Source organism: Pseudoduganella buxea (genome assembly GCF_009720835.1).
In the GTDB taxonomy this organism is placed as follows: domain Bacteria; phylum Pseudomonadota; class Gammaproteobacteria; order Burkholderiales; family Burkholderiaceae_D; genus Rugamonas; species Rugamonas buxea.
In genome coordinates, this window is sequence record NZ_WNKZ01000021.1 from 23,735 (window position 1) to 42,069 (window position 18,335).

Below are 18,335 nucleotides of genomic sequence, written 5' to 3' on the forward strand. Positions count from 1 at the left end.
AAGCGACGCGGGGGCGCAAGGCGCCCCCGCGTCACGTTTACACACGCCTTTCGTCCCCTGCATTGATCCGGCGCCAAGACGCCCCCTTCAGCCCGGCAGCCTCTGCTGCTGATCAATACCCGGTTTGTTCCCTACCGCTAACGTGATAGCTCCTTGCACTGGCCTCCCCCTGATGAGGACCGCAAATGAGATATGCACGCCTGACGCCGGGCCATGGTTTCAAGCCGGTCAACAGCTTCCTTTACTACCTGCAGCGCATCATCGTATCGCCGCCCCTGCGGGGCCTGTGCGTGCGCATGTTCCGCCAGTGGGTCAGGCTGCGCCAGGGCGTGCCCGGGGCCGGCCCGCAGCAGCGCCTCCGGCCCCTGCTGGAGCACCTGCACGCCGAAGGCTATGCGGCGCTGGGCAATGTGCTGACGTCCGCGCAGTGCGACGACATCCACCGCCACTTCCACGACAAGGTCCTCACCGACCGCCAGGACGAGCATTCCACCTTCACCATTGCCGACGTGCCGGCGGCAGCCCGCCTGGCAGAGTACAGCCTGCGCGACATCGTGCACTGCCCCCATATCCTGGCGCTGGCCAATGACAGCACCCTGCTGGCGCTGGCGGAGAGCTATATCGGCTGCAAGCCCACCATCTCGCAACTGGGTGTGCGCTGGTCCTTCCCCACCCAGGGCCTGCGCAGCGACCTGCAGACCTTCCACCGCGATTCCGAGGACTGGCGCTACTTCAAGGTGCTGGTTTACCTGACCGACGTCGATGCCGGCGACGGCCCGCACGTCTACGTGCGCGGTACCCACAAGACGCGCGCGCCGTTCCGGCTGCGGTTGCAGACGGACGGCGAAATCTGCCGGCAGTATGGCGAGGACCGGCTGATCGTGGCGACCGGCCAGCGCGGCTTCGCCTTCGCCGTCGACACGGCGGGGGTACACAAGGGCGCCCCGCCGACCGGCCGGCCGCGCCTGATGCTGCAGATCCAGTACTCGCTGTTTCGCAGCTATGCCTACCTGTATGAACCGGAGCCCTACGAGGGCGACGCTGCGTTCGACCGCTACATCAACCGCCTGATCCTGGCGTAACCCCGAAAGGCAAGCCACTTATGACGACCATCGAGATATCGCTGCCGAAGGACCTGGCGGAAGAAGCGGGAGAACTGGGCCTGCTGAAATCGCAGGTGGTGGCCGAGCTGCTGCGCGACGAGATTCGCCGCCGCACCTTTGCCGACCTGCTGGCCCACGCGGGCGACGACCTGGCGGTGGATGACTTGATGGTGCCGGAGGAGCGGGGACGGGGCCGGCGACGCAAGATCGTGTGATCGTCAGCCGGGGCTGGGCCCCACCGTCGATCCGGCCACCAGCGCCGGCTGCCACAGCTCCTGCAAGGCGGCCGGCGGCCTGCCCTCCAGCAGCGCCAGCAGCATCTCGCTCATCCTGGCGCCGGCCGCGCGTGCGTCCGGCTGGTCGATTGTCGTCACATCCAGTCCGGCCAGGGTATCGGCCATGCTGCCCCAGACGATCAACGAGATGTCGCGGCCGATGTGCACGCCGGCGTCCAGCAGCGCGCGCACGGCGCCGACGCCGGACAGGTGATTGTCGACGATGACGGCGGTGGGCCGGGGCGACGCTTCCAGCAATGCCTGCATGGCCTGGTAGCCGCTGCGGCGGTCGATGGCCGATTCGATCAGGTAGCGCGCATCGGGCACGATGCCGGCCGCCGCCAGCGCAGCGGTAAAACTGTCGCGGCGCTGGCGCGCAAAGTTCAACGTCAGCGGAGAACCCAGCAGGGCGATGCGGCGGTGACCGTGGCGCAGCAGTGCCTCCACGGCCTGGGCAATGCCAGCCGCGTTGTCATAGTCGAACCACGCGTAGGGCCGGTCCAGCTGCGTCCTGCCGTGGGCAACAAACGGAAAGCCCGTTTCGCTGAGCCAGGCGATGCGCTCGTCGTCCACGAGGGTGCGGCTGACCACCAGCCCATCGACGCGGCGGCCCCGCACCAGCTGGCGGTAGGTCGGCAGTTCGTTGGCGGGCGAGACGGGCACGATGATCAGGTTCATGCCGGCCGCTTCCAGCGCGGCCGACATGCCGCCAACGACGTCGAGGAACATCGGGTCGCCCAGGTCGGCCGGCAGCAGCGGGTAGATAATGCCCAGCACATTGCTGCGTCCCACCGCCAGGGTGCGCGCGGCAGGATTGGCCTGGTAGCCCGCCGCGCTGGCCGCCGCCAGCACCCGGGCGCGGGTGCGTTCGGACACTTCCGGATACCCGTTCAGCGCCCGGCTCACGGTGGTCTTGGACATGCCGAGCGTATCGGCCAGGGCTTTCAGGTTCATGCGTCGGACAAGGGTCGATCAGCCGCCGATTATAGCGGAGGCCCCTGCCGTGCCGGAGCCGCTGTCCCGATGGCCACCTTCGACCGCACGGCGGAAGAAATACAGCATCACCAGCACGACGGCAATCGGCACCAGGGTCAGGTAGAACGCGAAGTGGCCGCTGAAGGCGCCGAACACATAGCCCGTGATCATCGAACCGGTAGTGCCGCCCAGCGCGGAAAAGATCACCAGCAGGCCCGTCATGGCCGAATGCTGGTGCTGCGGCAGGGAGCTGAGCATGACGGAATTGATGCCCGGGTAGATCGGCGCCATGAACAGGCCAATCAGCGGGAACAGGTAGGCCGCCGCCGGCGCGCTGGCCCACGTTACGTTGGGGTCAAGGGCGATATCGTGCGTCAGCGGCAGCGCCAGCAGTACCACGGCGCCCATGCCCAGCAGGCATACGTTCATCACGGGATACCAGTGCAGGCGGCGCAGCACGACACCGGCGGACAGGCGGCCCAGCGCCAGGCAGGCAGCGAAGATGCTGGTGACCTGCACGCTCATGGCCGCGGGCAGCTTCAGGATCTCATTGTTAAACGTGGGCAGCCAGGTGCCCACGCTCTGCTCGATCAGCACGTACAGGAAGGCCGTGATGACGAAGATGCACACGAGGGGCTTGAAGAAAAGCTTGAGCATCGCGGCGAAATCCTGGGCCGGCGTGCGCTCCGCGGGTAGCGCCGCCAGGCTTTCGTCGAAGGCCGTCAATGCCAGCAGCACGAAGGTGACGGCACACAGCGCGGCCAGCAGCCAGTAGACGTTCAGCCAGCTGGTCGAGCGCGGGTTGGCGGAATCGATGAACCAGCCGAACACCCAGTAGGCGCACAGCACGCCGATCATGAAGAAGCCTTCCAGCGTGTTCATGATGCCGGCATGGTGGCGCGGGCTCGTGGCGACCAGGCCCAGGGTCGAATACACGGACACCTTGACCAGCGCGAAGGACACGCCCACGGCGCCGAACAGCAGCTTGGCCGTCGCAAAGCCCGGCACCAGCGGCATGGCCAGGCAGGCCAGCGTGACGATGGCCAGGCCCGCCAGCATGGCCTTCTTGTAGCCCAGCCTTGGCAGGAAGGACGCCACCAGGAAGGACACGATGGCGATCGGCAGGTCCTTGAAGCCTTCCAGCACACTGGCAGCGCCCTTGCTGACGCCGTAGTTATTGATGATCTGCAGGATCACCGTGCCCACGCTGTTGAGCAGGATGGCGAAGACAAAGTAGATCAGGAACAGGATGAACAGGATGCGGCGGGTCTTCATTTTGTCTCCTCCGGTTTTTTGTTTTTTACGCGGCCAGGTAATCGGCCAGCCTGAACTGCGCCAGGCTCGGTATCACCACGTCGGCCTGCCGCAGCACCTGCGGGTCGCCCACGCCGACGGCATACATACCGGCCGACTTGATCGACGCCACGCCGGCCACGGCATCCTCCACGCCGAAGCAGTCCTCGGGCGCCACGCCCAACGCAGTTGCCGCCGCCAGGAAGATCTCCGGATCGGGCTTGCCCTGGGCGATGGTGGCGGCGTCCACCACGTAGTCGAACTTGTCCGTGATGCCCAGGCTGGCCAGCACGGTAAAGGCATTGCGGCTGACGGAGGCCAGGCCGATTCTCAAGCCGGCCGCGCGGCAATCGATCAGCGCCTGCACGGCGCCCGGCAGCAGGTCGGCCGGGCTCATGGTGGCGATCAGCTCCTTGTAATGCTCGTTCTTCTGCGTCGCCAGCGCCAGCTTTTCGTCGGCCGTGTAGCTGCGCGGGCTCGATGCCAGGATCAGGTCCAGTGACCCCATCCGGTCGATGCCCTTCAGGTGCTCGTTGGCGGCTTCGTCGAAGTGCACGCCCTCCCCTTCGGCCAGGCGTTTCCAGGCCAGGTAATGGTAGCGGGCGGTATCGGTGATGACGCCGTCCAGGTCGAAGATGACTGCCTTTTTCATCATGCCTCCGTGTGCGTGGATTGTGCTGCCGTCAGGTCGACCTGGCGCCCGCGATGGTGGATGCGCAGGGCCTCGCCGCGCAGCAGCGTGTAGGTGGTGCCGTCGCCGCCGACACGCACGCGCAGCAGGCAACCGTGCAGGTGGATGTGGAACTGGTAGTGGCGCCACCGGGCCGGCAGGGTCGGTGCGAAGCGCACTTCGCCGTCCACCACGCGCATGCCGCCGAAGCCGTAGGCCACGCCCAGCCACGTGCCGGCCATGGCCGCCGTGTGCACGCCGTAGCGCGTGTTGCCATGGGTGTCGTCCAGGTCCATTCGCGCCGTTTCCATGAAGTAGTCGTAGGCCTTGTCCTGGTAGCCCACTTCGGCGGCGACGATGGAATAGATACAAGAGGACAGCGAGGAGTCATGCGTCGTCACGGCCTCGTAGTAGTCGAAGTCGCGGCGCTTGTCGTCCAGGGTGAACTGGTCGGACAGCAGCAGCAGCGCCAGCACCACGTCGGCCTGCTTGCAGACCTGGTGGCGGTAGATCACCATCGGGTGGTAGTTCAGCAGCAGCGGGTATTTGTCCGCCGGCGTGTTGGCAAAGTCCCAGCGCTTCTTCGACAGGAAGCTGTCGTCCTGTTCGTGGATGCCCAGCTCGGTGTCATACGGCAGGTGCATCAGGTCGGCGGCGCGGCGCCATTCGGCCGGCTCGCCTTCCTGCAGGCCCATGGCGGCGGCGATGCGGGCATGGTCCTGCGGGTAGCCGGCGGCCAGCTTGTCGGCCACGGTGGCGGCAAAGCGCAGGTGCAGCTGCGCCATCGCGTTGGTGTAGTAGTTGTTGTTGACGAGGGCCGTGTACTCGTCCGGCCCCGTCACTTCGTTGATGACGAAGCGGCCCTGCCGGTCGTAACTGCCGATGCCGGTCCAGATGCGCGCCGTCTCCATGACGATCTCCGCGCCGTGCGCGCGCAGCCAGTCGATGTCGCCCGTGGCATCCCAATACAGCTTGATCGAATAGGCGATGTCGGCGTTGATGTGGTACTGCGCCGTCCCGGCCGGGAAGTAGGCCGAGCACTCCTCGCCCGCGATGGTGCGCCACGGGTACAGGGCGCCCCGCTCGTGCGACATCTGGCGCGCGCGGCGGCGTGCCGACTCCATCCCCGCCCAACGGTAGTCCAGCAGCTTGCGGGCGATTTCCGGTTTGTTGTACAGGAAGTAGGGGAAGATGTAGATCTCCGTGTCCCAGAAATAGTGGCCTTCGTAGCCCTCGCCCGTGACGCCCTTGGCGGCGATATTGGTCTTGCCGTCGCGGCCCACCGATTGCAGCAAGTGGTAGGCGTTGAAGCGGATGCCCTGCTGTAGCGCGTCGTCGCCGTCGATCTCCACGTCTGCCTGCTGCCAGAAATCGGCCAGGTAGGCGCACTGGCGCTGGGCCAATGCCTCGAAGCCGTCGGCCCGTGCCTGTGCCAGCAGCGCGCGGCTGCGCGGCAGCAGCTCGCCTTCCGGGTAGTCGCGCGACGAGTGATAGCTGGCGTACTTGGTGACGACAATCGGCTGTCCCTGCACCGCCGGCACCGTGAAAGTCTGCGCCAGGCGCAAGCCGTCCTGTTCGAATGCGGTGGCATGTGAAGATTCGACCGCCGTCAGGGTCGCGCTGACCAGGCGAAAACCGCTGTTGCGGGTCTGCTGCACCAGGGCCGCGAACGACTCATCCTGCTCGACACCCAGCAAGGTCAATGCCGGGCCGGACACGGCCGACCCCACGCGCGGATCGTCGCCCGCCTCGATATTCTTCACGGCCCCATCGAGCGTGGCGACGATGCGCACCGTGCCGGCGAAATTCAGGGGCGTCACTTCCACCTGCAGCGCCAGCAGGTGCTTGTTGTCAAACGAGACGAGGCGTCGGCTGCGCCACGCGATCGTGCGCCCGCCCGGCGACGTCCAGCGCAGCGAGCGCTCCAGGATGCCCGTGCGCAGGTCCAGCGTGCGCTGGTAGGCCTCCACCGTGCCCTGCAGCGGATCGAAGCGCTCGTCCTCCAGGTACACGGCGATGCCTTTTGCGTTCGGCACGTTCAGCATGAACTGGTTGGTCTTGGCCAGCGCGTACGCCGTTTCCGGGTAATGGATCGGTTCGGACTCGTAGAAGCCGTTCAGGTAGGTGCCGTCCAGCGACGTGCCGGCCGGACCGCTCCAGCCTTCCTCCGCCGTGCCGCGCACGCCGATATAGCCGTTGCCGAGGGCGAACAGGGTCTCGTTCAGGAAATGCGTCGCCGCGTCGGGCGAGGTTTCTTGCAGGCGCCACGGATCGGGCGGGAAGCGGTGAGTATCTAGCACGGTTACCTCTTCGAATGTTGCTTCAAAAATGGGGACAGACCCCATTTTCCCGGCAATGTTGCTCAAAAAATGGGGTCTGTCCCCATTTATCCAAACCGGTTTGGAAGCGGATTAAAAAACTGCCCCGCACGGGCGGGGCACGGTTGTAGGTACTAAGTCTGCCGCACCATCAGGGTCGTCGGCAGCACTTCGGAAGCGACGGCTTCGCCGTTCATCAGATCGAGCATCTTGCGCGCGAGCAGCACGCCGCCGTCGCGCAGATACTGGTGCACGCTGGTCAACGGCGGCACGAAGCTGGCCGCGCCCGGTGTGTCGTCGTAGCCGATCACGGACACGGTCTCCGGCACATGCAGGCTTTTCTCCGCCAGCGCCCGGATCGCGCCCATGGCCAGCAGGTCGCTGGCGGCGAACACGCCGTCGAAGCTCTGGCCCTTCTTTTTCAGCAGGGCCGAGATGCAGTCGAAGCCGGCCTCGAAGGTAAAGGCCTTCGGGCGCATGATGTGCACCGTGCCCCGTCCACCCATGGCGTCGATGAAGCCGGCGCAGCGTTCCTGCACTTCGGCGTGGTCGACGTCGCCCAGGAACACCAGCTTGGTGCGGCCCAGCTCGATGAAACGCTGCGCCGCGCTGATGCCCCCCTTGCGGTTGTCGCTGCCGACGACGATAGTGTCCGAGCCCGGCTCCGGCGCGCCCCACACCACCAGCGGCAGGCCCGTCTTCTTCAGGGTCGTCACCGCTTCGCCGTGCGAGCCCTGGCCCAGCAGGATCAGGCCGTCCGCGCCCTGCACCGGCGCCGTGTCCAGCAACTGCTTCGACGTCAGCACGACGCTGTAGCCGGCCGTCGTCAGTTCCTGCGTGATGCCGCCCAACAGCTCCAGCGGATACGGGTCGGACATGGGCCGGCCCTTCGCCGGTGTCATTTCCACCACAACCGCGACGGAATACGAACGGCCCATGCGCAGGTTGCGAGCGCTCACATTGAGGCGATAACCCTGCTCTTCGGCGATCTTGCGCACCTTGTCGCGGGTCGCTTCCGTCACGAGCGGGCTGTTGCGCAGGGCCCGCGACACGGTGATCTTGGAGACGCCCGCCACTCGGGCAAGGTCTTCCATTGTCAATCCGGATTCGCTGGGTTTGGCTGGGGGCATCGGTCGCTCGGGGTCAAAGTCTGGGGGGCATTATGACAGATTCAAAAACTTTGTCGTAAAAAATGACATCGATAACAATCTGATTGACATCGATATCATTTGTTGTTTCAATGGCAGGCAACAACAGAAGAACAAGCACCACTCAAGCTTCACCACGCTGTAAAGCGGCGGGAACGCCCGGGAATGACCGGGCGTTGGTCCCGGAGACGACATTCACCCATAAGAAAGCCCATCCCATGAGAATTTCTCGTACTTGCCTTGCTTCGTCCATCTCGCTGGCCCTGCTGGCGCTGGCAGGCCCTGCCCAGTCCCAGGCCCAGGACACCAGCGGCACCGGCACGGCCGCCGCTACCGGCACGAACACCGACGCCCAGCCGGCCGCGCCGCAAACCCAGGCCGCTGCCGCCCGCAACGACGCTGTCCAGACCGAGCTGCAACAGGTGGTCGTCACCGGCGTCGCCACGGGCGGCGTGCGCAAACTTGATTCCGCCTTCTCCATCACGACAGCCTCCGAGGAACAGCTGCGCCAGGCCGCGCCCAGCAGCACGGCCGACATCCTGAAGCTGGTGCCGGGCGTGTATGCGGAAGCCACCGGCGGCCAGTCCGGCGCGAATATCGAGGTGCGCGGCTTCCCGTCCGGCTCCGACTCGCCCTTCGTTTCCGTGCAGATGATGGGCAATCCGATCTATCCGGTGCCGACCCTGTCCTTCTTCGAGGGCTCGTCCGCCTTCCGCCTGGATGACACCATCGAGCGCGTCGAAGTGCTGCGGGGCGGCCCTAGCACGATCTTCTCGAACGGCCAGCCGGGCGCGACGATGAACTTCATCCTGAAGAAGGGCACGGACACGCCGGAAGGGTCGATCCGCTTCTCCACGGGCACGGGCGAGCTGCGCCGGGTCGACGTCTTCTACGGCGGCAAGATTTCGGACGGCTGGTACGGTACCGTCGGTGGCTTCTACCGCAACACCAACGGCGTACGCGATGCCGGCTTCCCCTCCGACAAGGGCGGCCAGATCACCGCTACGCTGACCCGCAAGCTGGACCAGGGCGAAGTCACCTTCTACGCCCGCCGCACGGACGACAAGAATGCGTTCTATACGGGCGTGCCCCTGATTTCAGCCAACGAAGGCCGCTCGATCTCCGAATTCCCCGGCTTCGATCCGCTGACGGGCACCCTGATGAGCGGCGAGATGCGCCGCTTCACGGTGGAAGCCGCGCCAGGCCGCACCCTGAACTACGACCTGGGCGACGGCCGCGGCCTGGCCGCCACCGTGTTCGGCGTCGACTTCAACCAGACCATTTCGGGCTGGAACGTGTCGAACAAATTCAATTACTTCGACGGCGACATGAACACCATCGCCATGTTCACGGGCAATAACCCGCTGGCCATGGGCGCATACAACGCCACCGCCCTGTCGACCTACCGCAACGCCGTGGCGGGCCAGACGGCGACGACGGCCACCGCCACCTACCTGGACGGCACGCCCGTGCCCGCCAACCAGCAGGTGGTGCAGGCCGGCCTGTGGGCGGTCGAGAAGAAACTCCAGTCGTTCACGGACGAAATCCGTGTCAGCAAGGAATGGATGAAGGACAACACGGTGACGATCGGCGGCTACTTCGCCAATTACTCGTCGGATGACGTCTGGTTCCTCGGCAACAGCCACCTGATGACGGCCGTGCCGAACGCGCGCCTGATCGACGTGCGCTTAAACAACGGCGTCATCGTGGCGAACCAGGGCAAGGAAGGCCCCGTCAACTACGCCCCCGTGGCCTCGTACGATGGCAGCAATACGGCCCTGTTCATTGCCAACGAGTGGAAGATCAACGACCGCATCAAGGTCGACGGCGGCATCCGCCGCGAGCGCCAGAAGCTCGACGCCACCGTATCGAACCTGCGCTCGGGCGACACGGACAACAACCCGCTGACCGTCTACAACAACGGCACCTCGATGCCGACCGGGGGCAACACGGCCTTGACGCGCACGGATTCGGCCAACTCCTTCACCATCGGCGGCAACTTCAAGTTGAGCCGCGACGCCGCCATCTTCGCCCGCGCCAACACGGGCCACACCTTCGTCGCGTTCGACGATCTGCGCAACGCTGGCAGCCAGGCCAACGTGAATGACCGCGGCCTGCTGCCGACGCCGAAGATCCAGCAGTTCGAAGTGGGCTTCAAGACGGCCACGCAGCTCTACAGCGCCTACATCAACTACTTCCACACGGAGTTCGATGGCATCGCCTTCCAGCAGATCCTGGCCGACGGCACCATCTTGAATTCCGTCAGCGGCTCGAAGGGTGACGGCATCGAATTCGAGCTGGCGCTGCGTCCGATCCACAACCTGACCTTGACCCTGACGGGCGACTACCAGGATTCGAAATACAAGGACAACCCCAGCACGGCCGGCAAGCGCGTGCAGCGCCAGCCGAAGCTGCAATACCGCTTCACGCCCACCTACCGCATCCCGATGGGCGATAACGAGCTGCGCCTCTACGGCACCTACACGCATATCGGCGAGCGCTGGGCCGACCAGGCCAACCTGCAGTACCTGCCCTCGTACAAGACGGTGGACCTGGGCGCCGTCTACCGCCTGGGCGAGAAGATCGAGCTGCGCGTCAACGGCAGCAACTTGTCGAACGAACTGGGCCTGACGGAAGGCAATTCGCGCCTGACCACGGGCGGCGCGGGCCCCATCAATGCCCGCCCTTTGTTCGGCCGCACGTGGGAAGCTTCGGTGATGTACCGTTTCTGACGAGGTCGCACCACGTAATTCACGGTTTTATCGAGAACGTCCCTGAACGCGGAAATCCAAGGCCGCGCGCTTGTTCTCACTTTCGGCGGCCTTCGGGCCGCTTTTTTTTGTGTAAGACGGTTACTGCATCGCCGCGCCCGAAAGGCGATGCCGGCACTATAATCAGCCCTCCTCCCTCTCGAACTGAAAGCATCGTCATGGCCCATTTTCCCGCCCCCTGCCCCGTCGTCCGCACTTCCGAGGACGGCCTTGCGCTGTCGCGTATCGTGGCCGGCATGTGGCGCATGGGGGAATGGGACATGTCGGCCCAGCAGCGCCTGACCTTTATCCAGCAGTGCATCGAATTGGGCGTGACGAGCTTCGACCATGCCGACATCTATGGCGGCTATGGGGTGGAAACGCTGTTCGGGCAGGCGCTGGCACTGCAGCCGGGCCTGCGCAACCATATGCAGATCGTCAGCAAATGCGGCATCAAGCTGAAGTCGCCCGCGCGCCCCGCGCACACGATCCAGCATTACGACACGTCGGCCGACCATATCCGCGCTTCGGTGGACAATTCACTGAAGGCCCTGGGAACGGAACACCTCGACCTGCTGCTGATCCACCGCCCCGACCCGCTGATGGACTTCGACGACATCGCCGAAACCTTCGAGGGCCTGCGTGCGGCCGGCAAGGTGCGCCATTTCGGCGTGTCGAACTTCAGCCGGCACCAGTTCGAAAGCCTGCACCGCCGCGTGCCGCTGGTCACCAACCAGGTCGAGTTCTCGCCGCTGCACCTGGACCCGCTGTTCGACGAAACCTTCGACGGCCTGCAGGACAAGGGCGTGGCACCGATGATCTGGTCGCCGCTGGCGGGCGGTCGTCTGTTCGGCGACGACGCTGCCGCCACGCCGCTGCGTGCCAAGATCCGGCAGGTGGCCGAGGAGACGGGCCGGCCGTTCGCCAGCGTGGTGTTCGCATGGATCATGCAGCTGCCGTGCGCGCCGATTCCGCTGACGGGCAGCGGGCGCATCGCAGCGATTGCCGAAGCGGTGGAAGCGACCCGCTTCACGCTGAGCCGCCCGCAGTGGTTCGAGATCCTGCGCGCGGCCCGGGGCCACGAGGTGGCTTAGAACGCCTAACAAAATCTCTCACTTATCCTTGGGGGCAACAACCAGGTCCACCTTGACAATGCGACCGGCTGCTCTCGGCCAGAAGCTACGTTTTCCTGTTTGCAGTCATAAGGGTGCAACTGGAAAAACGGATTAATAGTCCGAGACTAACTGTAGGAGTGCACCGCTCTGTCCGCCTCCGCGGAAGACGCGCGCAAGGCTCTTGTGGCAGACGATCATCGCATCCTGCGTGCCACCCATTTGGAACATTAACCGGTCTTCCAAAGGCGTCGCATCCAGTAATTTGCTGTTCAAAGAGTAAGTGTACATATCATAGAACTCGTTCGCGCCGATCTGCAGCGGTGGCGACGAGTACGTGGAGTTCTCACGGTCCCAGCAATCAAAGCGGCTGGAAAAGCCAACAAACCAGTAATCCTCATGCCACTCGTCTTCGTCGTCGATGTACACGGCAGGGTGCAGGAACATACCTGGGATCTCGTGCTCCAGGATTTTGGCACGGATGTGGTCGCGTACGACGAAATTGCTGCTTTCAAACAAGATATCCGCAATCTCGGCTTTGGCCCCAGCTTTGCGAAAGTCATCTTTCAAGGCGTTGGTGAAAATAAGCGGGGAAGAGCCCATCGCCGGGGCTTTATTCCGGAACCGGCGCTCGTTCGTGTTGGTGTCCGGGCGAAGATACGGAAGGGACTCCCGGTTATCGTCCATGCGAATGAAGTAATACTCGTTGTCGTAGTCAGTCATTTTATTTTCCTGGCTCAAGCGTGTAAGGGGCGCAGTGCGGATAGGTAATGCCTTCTTGTTCCTGGTTCGGCCCTTTGCGCTGATTGCGGTGGTCCCGTTCTACTGGGCAGGTGTCCACACCGGTCTTGGTGACGCTATCTTCGCCTCCGCAACCGCGCGGATGTCCTGGATTGAAATAGGCGTACAATTTCGTCAGCCGTGCCTCACGAGGCTTGTGCTGAATTTTCTTGATAATATCCGTGCTGATATGGTCAAGCGCTTTCTGCGTTTTCTTGGCGATGTTCGTGCCGTGATCGCCGCATTCTTCCTCCAAGGCAGGGAAAATCGCTTTCAGCCGATTAGCCACCATGATGTGATATGCGGGTGGATGGCAGCTGTCGTCATCGTCACCTTTGATCAGCCTAGCAGTATGATTCCCCCGATGTGGTTGTACTTGGAGGAGACACGCCCCCTGCAACGTCGAAGGAATGAACACGAGGTTCTCCGGCACGTCAATCTCATATCCGAAGTCGGCAAGACGATCGTCAAGCTTGGCGTCGAAAATTGCCTTTTCTGAGATCGCGTGGTGAGCCTGCATGTCCATGTGATGGCGCGGATGCGAATCGCTCTCGGTGCGACTCTTCATGAATTCCAGGTAAGCGCCTTTTGTCGTGTGCCCACGCTCGTCAGATGGTAACGAAAATGCCATGATCTTTCAGAGTTCCTTATCGATATACAACGTGACCACGACGATGTCGGGGTGTCGGATGATCGGTCCTGCCACAAATCCGGCAGCGCTTATCGCGGCGGATGCTCTCTTTCTTGGCTGTCAGCTTGGTTTTGGTGCTGCCACGAACAGAGAGACCTTTCAGACGTGCTCGAATGAGCTTCCCGCCAAGATCGTGCAACTCGTTGACCGCTCTCATCAGATCCTCGAGCATCCGCACGAAAGCGTCCAGCGCAGCCTTTGCGCGTCTGACCTTCGCCGCCGCGCCAGCTAATTTGGCACTGGCCGACGTGAGCCGTGCCACCAGCCACGCGACGCGGGTGGCCGCGGCGGCACCTGCGCTCAGGAGTGCGGTCACCACCAGGAGAATCACCTCAATAACGATGTAGATTGCTCCTTTGCCAGCGATGAAAGCATAGAAATTTGGTGGTATCGCTTCGATCATCAGGCTTGCGTAAGCCAGGAAACTTAGTGCGCTTTCGTTGTCGGCAATGATTTCCAGAACGATGGAGAAGCGTGGGTCGTTTCGGATAGCCTTTGCCAATTTCGGATCGATATCCATGAGCTCGTTCTCCACGAAGGCTTGGATGGGCTTTGGGTCGCCGATCGCGATCAGGCTGGGAAGATTGAGAATGGCATCGCGATGCTTGTACAGCTTCTGGGCTTTTTCTGCCGTGGCGAGCATGCTCGATGCGGTGTCATTAACGCTTGCCACGGCTGCGTTGAGCCGAGCACGCTGAGAATCCACTGCAGCCCGCGCTTCATCTTCAATCGTCCTCTGCCACCAAGCCCAGTTATATAACGTGCGCTCAGGATTGCTGACGTGCTTGTTAATCTCGCGCGCCAGGTCCTGATACTGCTGTTTGCTGTAGGTGGCCATCCGGTCGAGGCAGTCTCCAGTGAAATTCTCGACCTTATGACCTATCTCGACCCAAGTTTTTTTATCGAAGAGCGCGGCTTGATCACCAAGCCAATCGGCGGCGCCCTGGCTTGCGCCGGCCCGGGCGCTATCCAGGAAAGCCTTCGTTGGATCGGCGTCCCACTGATGCTGAAAGTCGGCCATATCCTCGCACAGCGCCAAGTAAGCTGCGTGCAGCGTTTGGATGATGTTGTCCCGATCACGGACGATCTCTCGCTCCGTTACCACGGGCACTGCGGTCACCAGGACACCACCGTCACGGGGTGCTTCTAGGCGAATGACTTCTGACATTTCACTTGTCCTTTACTTCAGGATGTTGACCGTGGCGGATTTCGTTATCGGCGTGCCCGCGATTTCGAACGTTAGTGCTTCAAGCGGCCACGGTGTGTTCCACGCGTCATCGTATCTAGCATCGAGTTCGACCCAGGTGTTATCTGTATTCGGGAGAACGGGCATCATGAATTGAGTGGTGGCGGGGCCGGCGAAATGTTTTGCTCCCGCATGCACCAGCAGTTTTCCTGGACACTGTACGGTAATGTTTCCGCCGTTGATCGTAATGTTGGCGCCACCGGCCGTAGACAGAGAAATACTTTTCGCTGCTGCCCAATCAACACTGCCATTCGCACTGATCACGTTTACTTCGTCCCGTGCCTGGATCGAAAGCTGGTCGGCTTGAGCCTGTACATTTACCTCGCCTTGGGCGGCAATCAATTGCAAGCCGAAATTCGCGTCCCCAGGCTTGATCGCGCCGCCGAGCACGCCGATGGCCTGGCCGGAATGGATACGCAACTTTCCGCCGCTAAGAAACTCGCTGTCGGCGCCGCTGGCCAGTGTTGCGATGTCCCCGCAAGAAATCTGCACGCTAGCGCCGGCGGACACGCCGAAGCCTGCCTTTGCTGCGATGGCGACCGTGGGACGGCCAAAATGCGGTATTTTGCCGGCCGCGGGCTGCACCGATGTACTGGCGCGGTCCTGCATCGCCTTATTAAGATCGTCGGAGGAAACCATGCCCGATGTACTGGCCAGCATCGAAGCGATTGGCGCTACGGAAGAATCGCGCTTGCTCTGGCCTGCGCGTGTCGATCCGATATGTCCTGCCAGAGCGACAGTCTGATGCGTCGTTGCCGCAGCGCTGAACGTTGAGCATAAGAGACTCAATTGCTTGAGCATCGCAATCAGCGGCGCCGAGTCGCCAGCGGGGTCGCGTTGCGCGGCAGTGTGGTCGATTCCATAGCTTGAGATAAAAACGCCAGCACCGGCGCGAACCGCCCCATACGCATCCGTTCTTAACTCGACGCCTTGACCACGGAAGCTACCGCGGTAATTGTCCGCCGCGTGGATCAGGTGGCCCAAGTTGAGCTCGGTCGATGCATGGGTGCACCGCAGCTGCACGCGGCCCTGCGCGTCGGTATCGTCGAACAGCAGCTGGTTATAGCCCGGCCCGCCGAACTCCTTGCTGCGCAGGCCCCACTGCGCCGTCGCATTGCCATGGCCCGCTACGCCCGCCGAGGCCCCATGCCACACTGGACTATTACCAGCTGCCAGATTGCCCTGCGCCGACGGTCGATGGTCCGTCGCGAGGGCATATACATCGGTGTCTTCATTTACAGATTCTTGCGTGCCAGGTAACGACGTCATGCCGCCTTCTCCCCGGCCGTTGTAGAGGGCTCCGACGATGATGGGGCGATCGATATCGTTTTCGAGGAATTGTAATAGGACTTCCTGGCCTATCCTCGGCAGAAACTGCATGCCCATTCCGCCGCCAGCGGCACGCTGTGCGACGCGAACCCAGCACGATGCGGCGTCACTATCCTGCCAGTGAAACCGGACTCTTACCCGACCAAGCTTATCGCAGTATAGTTCGTCAGCACCGGCAGCGACGTCTTCCCCGTCCGGTCCGATAACGATCGCGGTCTGGCAGCCATGAGCCGTTGGTTTGGCATGCATACGACCATCGCCGTGCGGCATCATCGGGCGCCACGCGGTGTCAGCCGTTACTGCTTCGAAGCTGTTGGCGTAGCCGGTCGAAAGGGCTTGCTGGATCACTAAGGCGAAGTCTTCCTGCTGCACCGCGTACCCATGCGAAGCTTCTTCCAGCAGCTCTGGGATAGGGCCGAACAGTTCGGCCAGGCCATCAGTAGCGCGTGTCGGCAGATTGTTGACGCCCACGCTGATGACTTTCACCACCGTAAACGCGGGCGCTGCATCTGCTGTTTCCGACCGTGGCACATCGGTAATGCGAATTCTTGTTCCCGCAGCTAGGGTCCGGGCCGTTGATCGCCCGCGCCACAGATCACTACGTGCCTCTCGAACCTGCATCTGGATAGCGGCATAGTGTTGAGCTGTGGATGCGTTCGCATACGCGTATTGGCCCGGAATATCGTAACTTTCCAAAGCCGGTAACGCTGGATAGATGGAGCTGGAGGGAGCCGAGCCGACGATCGCCTTCTTCGCCTTGTAGTCGTAACTGAGCAGAGCAATCATCGTGGGCACGATACTACGCGTCGCTTGGAGCGCCTGGATCGTATCCTGGCTTTCTAAAGCGCGTGCTCCACGGAAGGCGATTCCGTTCGCACCGGCGCTGGTCGCGTCTTCCGGAACCCCGTCTTCCGATCGGCTATCTGCGAACAGGACCATGCACTGGCCATCGGCGGTCTCTTCAAAGCGCCACATCAGCCCTTCTTCAGTCAACAGGCGCAACAGGAAATCGTGGTCCGATTCTCGGTATTGACAGCAGTAGCTACGCTCGGAGAGCTCATGCATGAAAGTAGCCGTGTCCGCGCTCCAGCACCACTGCGCCAATGGACGAAGACCGTCCAGAACGGAATCGACGATCTGGACGACAGTCTTGTCTTGCCAGACCCGGCTATTACGTACTTGAGTTAGCCGCCACAACCATGGCGTCAAGCGCAGCTTGTAGCGCGTAAAACCGCCGTTACTACCCAGCATCGCGACTTCCGATACATCGCCTGAGAATTTGGTACGTGAGCCATCCGCCAGGCTTATCTCAAGAGAAGCTGTACTGCCGAGCAATGCGCGCAAGTCCAGGTGGGCATCGAGCGCCAGAACAATCACGTCCCGCACGCCCAGCTCTTGGATACCATCGACCGCGAAGAAGGCTTCGACCAACAGGCCGCCGGGAGGAAGCACGACATCGGCGTCCGACAGTGTGAGTTCGTATAGCCGGGTAGTGCTGCTAAATTGTGCCAGGACGGTTTTGATGCTCTGGGTTACAGGATTGCTCATTGTTCTGTTGAGGTCTGATCGATCGGTGCGCGCGTGCGACGCCTCACCCAAATGACGTTGGCCAACTCGAGTCTGCCATTATGCCATTTATGCTTCTAGCAACGACGGCGAGGTTAACGCTGGCGCTCGATCGGGGTCGCATGTGATAAGCAGACACCGCGCTCACACCTCTGTTCGTGTACGTCCGGTTTGGCGCGAGAGCGGCCGTCGCTCCGACCGACTATATTGTCACTACCGCGAAGCCCTCTCTGGTCAGCCTGGCGCTAGCCTTTAGTTCCCGTTTTTAGTCCTCGTACACCACCGGCGGCGGGATCTTGCGGAAGCCCCGCTTCCAGGCCAGGTTCAGCAGCACGGTACCGGTGATATACACGAGGAAGAACAGTACGAAGTAGTAGGCGCGCAGCCAGACCAGCAGGCCCACGTTCACTGCCAGCAGCACGAACAGGCCCGCGCTTTTGTTCTGCTTCGAGCTGGGGAAGCGGATGGTCGACACCATCAGGCTGCCCACGACGAACAGCAGGGCCACCACCAGCCAGCCGTGCAGCGACGTATCGGGCGGCTCGGGCCAGGCCACGACGACCGAGGCCACGCAGGCGGCGCCCGCCGTGATGGGCATGCCGACAAAGTATTTCGGGTCGGTGCGGCCCACGTTGACGTTGAAGCGGGCCAGCCGCAGCGCGCCGCAGGCAACAAAGAAGAAGGCGGCGATGCCGCCGGCCCGCAGCAGGGTCGGATCGGCGGGCCCCATCAGCACGAAGCCGTAGCAGTACAGCAGCATGGCCGGACCGCAGCCGAAGTTCATCACGTCCGCAATCGAATCGAGCTGCACGCCGAACTCGGAACTGGTGCCGGTGGCACGGGCCACGAAGCCGTCCAGCGCATCGAAGATCCCCGCCAGCACCAGCAGCGCGGCAGCCAGTCGGTAATCCTGGGGGAAGCCGACGTAGGCATTATCGACGGAGATGACGATACTGCCGAAGCCGCAGGCGATCGACAGCAGGGTGACGAAGCTGGGCAAGGCAAACTTGGCGCGCTGCATGCGGCGGGTGTGGGGAGTAGTCAAATTATTTTCTGGACTGTGAGGTTTCCGGCAACAA

Annotated in this window: 14 protein-coding genes; 4 read left to right on the top strand and 10 right to left on the bottom strand. The window is 62.8% G+C overall.

Annotated elements, in window-relative coordinates; all coding sequences use genetic code 11:
• Window positions 1-185 precede the first annotated feature (185 nt).
• Window positions 186-1,082 (top strand): phytanoyl-CoA dioxygenase family protein, encoded by an 897-nt coding sequence (locus tag GM672_RS09800; RefSeq protein WP_155470346.1) that lies wholly within the window; start codon window positions 186-188, stop codon window positions 1,080-1,082.
• 20 nt (window positions 1,083-1,102) lie between these two features.
• Window positions 1,103-1,318, top strand: a complete 216-nt coding sequence (locus GM672_RS09805; RefSeq protein ID WP_155470347.1) for a type II toxin-antitoxin system CcdA family antitoxin — start codon at window positions 1,103-1,105, stop codon at window positions 1,316-1,318.
• Between the two features lie 3 nt (window positions 1,319-1,321).
• On the opposite strand, the gene GM672_RS09810 is transcribed toward GM672_RS09805, so the two are convergent.
• The 5 genes from GM672_RS09810 to GM672_RS09830 form a co-directional block, all read right to left on the bottom strand.
• Complete coding sequence (locus GM672_RS09810) at window positions 1,322-2,332, bottom strand: substrate-binding domain-containing protein (RefSeq protein ID WP_155470348.1); 1,011 nt, start codon at window positions 2,330-2,332, stop codon at window positions 1,322-1,324.
• A gap of 18 nt (window positions 2,333-2,350) precedes the next feature.
• Complete coding sequence (locus GM672_RS09815; RefSeq protein WP_155470349.1) at window positions 2,351-3,628, bottom strand: MFS transporter; 1,278 nt, start codon at window positions 3,626-3,628, stop codon at window positions 2,351-2,353.
• Between the two features lie 25 nt (window positions 3,629-3,653).
• On the bottom strand, window positions 3,654-4,298 hold the full coding sequence (gene pgmB, locus GM672_RS09820) for a beta-phosphoglucomutase (protein WP_229417653.1): 645 nt from the start codon (window positions 4,296-4,298) through the stop codon (window positions 3,654-3,656).
• Window positions 4,298-6,616 (bottom strand): glycoside hydrolase family 65 protein, encoded by a 2,319-nt coding sequence (locus GM672_RS09825; RefSeq protein ID WP_229427730.1) that lies wholly within the window; start codon window positions 6,614-6,616, stop codon window positions 4,298-4,300. Before GM672_RS09825 ends, pgmB begins: the two co-directional genes overlap by 1 nt.
• A gap of 152 nt (window positions 6,617-6,768) precedes the next feature.
• The gene (locus GM672_RS09830) at window positions 6,769-7,728 is read right to left on the bottom strand and encodes a LacI family DNA-binding transcriptional regulator (protein WP_188916005.1); all 960 of its coding nucleotides are present in this window, start codon (window positions 7,726-7,728) and stop codon (window positions 6,769-6,771) included.
• Between the two features lie 272 nt (window positions 7,729-8,000).
• Here GM672_RS09830 and GM672_RS09835 point away from each other — a divergent pair, with 272 nt between their 5' ends.
• Window positions 8,001-10,514 carry a TonB-dependent receptor gene (locus GM672_RS09835; RefSeq protein ID WP_155470353.1) on the top strand — a complete coding sequence of 838 codons (2,514 nt, stop codon included), beginning with the start codon at window positions 8,001-8,003 and terminating at the stop codon, window positions 10,512-10,514.
• Between the two features lie 197 nt (window positions 10,515-10,711).
• The gene (locus tag GM672_RS09840) at window positions 10,712-11,626 is read left to right on the top strand and encodes an aldo/keto reductase (RefSeq protein WP_155470354.1); all 915 of its coding nucleotides are present in this window, start codon (window positions 10,712-10,714) and stop codon (window positions 11,624-11,626) included.
• 132 nt (window positions 11,627-11,758) lie between these two features.
• Here GM672_RS09840 and GM672_RS09845 read toward each other — a convergent pair whose 3' ends face one another.
• From GM672_RS09845 to pssA, 5 genes are all read right to left on the bottom strand, one after another.
• Window positions 11,759-12,367, bottom strand: a complete 609-nt coding sequence (locus GM672_RS09845; RefSeq protein WP_155470355.1) for a hypothetical protein — start codon at window positions 12,365-12,367, stop codon at window positions 11,759-11,761.
• A 1-nt stretch (window position 12,368) separates the two neighbouring features.
• Window positions 12,369-13,055, bottom strand: coding sequence for an AHH domain-containing protein (locus GM672_RS09850; protein WP_155470356.1), 687 nt, complete (start codon window positions 13,053-13,055; stop codon window positions 12,369-12,371).
• Window positions 13,056-13,071: 16 nt separating this feature from the next.
• The gene (locus GM672_RS09855; protein ID WP_155470357.1) at window positions 13,072-14,283 is read right to left on the bottom strand and encodes a hypothetical protein; all 1,212 of its coding nucleotides are present in this window, start codon (window positions 14,281-14,283) and stop codon (window positions 13,072-13,074) included.
• Window positions 14,284-14,295: 12 nt separating this feature from the next.
• Entirely contained in the window at window positions 14,296-17,238 is a 2,943-nt protein-coding gene (locus GM672_RS09860) for a type VI secretion system Vgr family protein (protein WP_155470358.1), read from the bottom strand.
• Between the two features lie 283 nt (window positions 17,239-17,521).
• Window positions 17,522-18,277, bottom strand: coding sequence for a CDP-diacylglycerol--serine O-phosphatidyltransferase (pssA, locus tag GM672_RS09865; RefSeq protein WP_155470383.1), 756 nt, complete (start codon window positions 18,275-18,277; stop codon window positions 17,522-17,524).
• Window positions 18,278-18,335: the final 58 nt, after the last annotated feature.